Source organism: Nocardia sp. NPDC058480, from assembly GCF_042720495.1.
In the GTDB taxonomy this organism is placed as follows: domain Bacteria; phylum Actinomycetota; class Actinomycetes; order Mycobacteriales; family Mycobacteriaceae; genus Nocardia.
Genome location: NZ_JBHXMN010000034.1, coordinates 1 through 1,677, shown reverse-complemented (window position 1 = coordinate 1,677; position 1,677 = coordinate 1). Strand labels below are relative to the sequence as shown.

Here is a 1,677-nt window from a genome sequence, read left to right as displayed (position 1 = left end):
AGTGGTCACGCCCGTAAGTCGTTCGGGGGTCAGTGTCCGAGGTAGAGATCGCAGGCGCAGTCAAGGGCTTCCTGGGGGCTGCCTGCGGTGAAGCCGGTGGGCAGGATCTGGTTTTCGTATTTGCCGCTGCTGGCGAGGTAGAGACCGAATCCCCAGGTGGAGGCCGAGCTGCCGTAGCGGAGCCGGATGAGAGGCAGCCGGTGGCCGTCGGCCAGTTCGCCCTCGACGTAGGCGAATTGGCCGTGGTATCGGACGTGCAGGCCGCTCAGCTGAGGCCAACGCTCGGCGGCGTGTTGGCGCAGCCGTTGGGCCAGGGAGGTCTTAGTCGAGTCCGGGATCGCGGGCATGAGGTCATCTTGCCGCTTCCCGCGTGTGGATCCGGCTCCGGTGACGGGATCGAGCAAGACCGTTGCGGTCGGGTGCGCCGAAAGAGGTTGTAAATACACTGTTTTCGTGCCGGTTGCTCATGCTCGCCAGATTGTGTTGACTGCCTCCGAGCGGCGCAGGCTCGAGAAACTGGCTTACTCCCGCACCGCTGGATTCGCGCTGGTCGTCCGTGTCCGGATCGTGCTGGACGCCGCCCTTGGCTATTCCAACAACAAGATCGCTCTTCGGCGGCAGATCCATCTCGACACGGTGCGCACCTGGCGTGGCCGATACGCAGACCACGGGTTCGACGGGCTCAAAGACCGGCCCCGCTCGGGCCGGCCCCCGCGTTTCAGCCCGCTCCAACGCGCCGAGGTCACAGCGCTGGCCTGCCAGTTGCCGGCCCAGACGGGCGTGCCGTTGTCGCGGTGGAGCAGCAGCGAACTGTCCGCTGAGGCGGTCAAATCCGGTATCGCCAAGGCTATTTCGGCCTCTACCGTGCGCCGGATCCTGTCGGGTGCCGCGCTCAAGCCCTGGCAGCACCGGTCGTGGATCTTCGTCCGCGACCCCGGCTTCGGGCTCAAAGCCGCCCAGGTGCTGGACCTCTACCAGCGGACCTGGGACGGGCAGCCGTTGGCCGATGGCGAATACGTGATCTCCTCCGACGAGAAGACCTCGATCCAGGCCCGCTGCCGATGCCACCCAACCCTGGCACCAGGCACCGCCCGCATGATGCGCGTCAACCACGAATACGACCGGGGTGGATCGTTGTCCTACCTTGCCGCCTACGACGTCGGCGGCGCCCGCGTGTTCGGCCACTGCGCGGCCAAGACCGGGATCGTGCCGTTCATGACCCTCGTGGAAAAAGTCATGACCAGCGAGCCTTACGCCTCGGCCAAACGCGTGTTCTGGGTGGTCGACAACGGCTCGTCACACCGCGGCAAAGCCGCCTGCGACCGGCTAGCCGCACGGTTCCCCAACGCGGTCATGGTCCATACCCCGGTGCACGCGTCCTGGTTGAACCAGATCGAGATCTACTTCTCCATCGTGCAGCGAAAAGTTGTCTCTCCCAACGACTTCACCAGCCTTGACCAGGTCGAAGACCGGCTCATCGCCTTCGAGCGTCGTTACAACGAGACCGCTCGGCCCTACGAATGGAAGTTCACCCAGACCGACCTCGCCGACCTACTGGCCCGGATCGAGCGGCACACACAGAACGAGCACTCCCAGCAGCACACCGGCTGCGACCACCAGCCTGCCGCACAACCAGCAGCCGCGTGAACCCCCGAAAAACCTACGACCAGGACCACT

The 1,677-nt window shown here is 65.2% G+C and carries 2 protein-coding genes; one reads left to right on the top strand and one right to left on the bottom strand.

Going from position 1 to position 1,677, the window contains the following annotated elements; genetic code table 11:
- Positions 1–29: 29 nt before the first annotated feature.
- On the bottom strand, positions 30–347 hold the full coding sequence (locus ACFWO8_RS33110) for a hypothetical protein (RefSeq protein ID WP_378974760.1): 318 nt from the start codon (positions 345–347) through the stop codon (positions 30–32).
- Positions 348–453: 106 nt separating this feature from the next.
- On the opposite strand from ACFWO8_RS33110, the gene ACFWO8_RS33105 reads away from it, so the two are divergent.
- Entirely contained in the window at positions 454–1,647 is a 1,194-nt protein-coding gene (locus tag ACFWO8_RS33105; protein WP_378974756.1) for an IS630 family transposase, read from the top strand.
- The last annotated feature ends 30 nt before the right edge of the window (positions 1,648–1,677 follow it).

Coding starts and splice junctions, on each gene's coding strand:
- ACFWO8_RS33110 (WP_378974760.1), bottom strand. CDS start 347: ATGCCCGCGATCCCGGACTCGACTAAGACCTCCCTGGCCCAACGGCTG.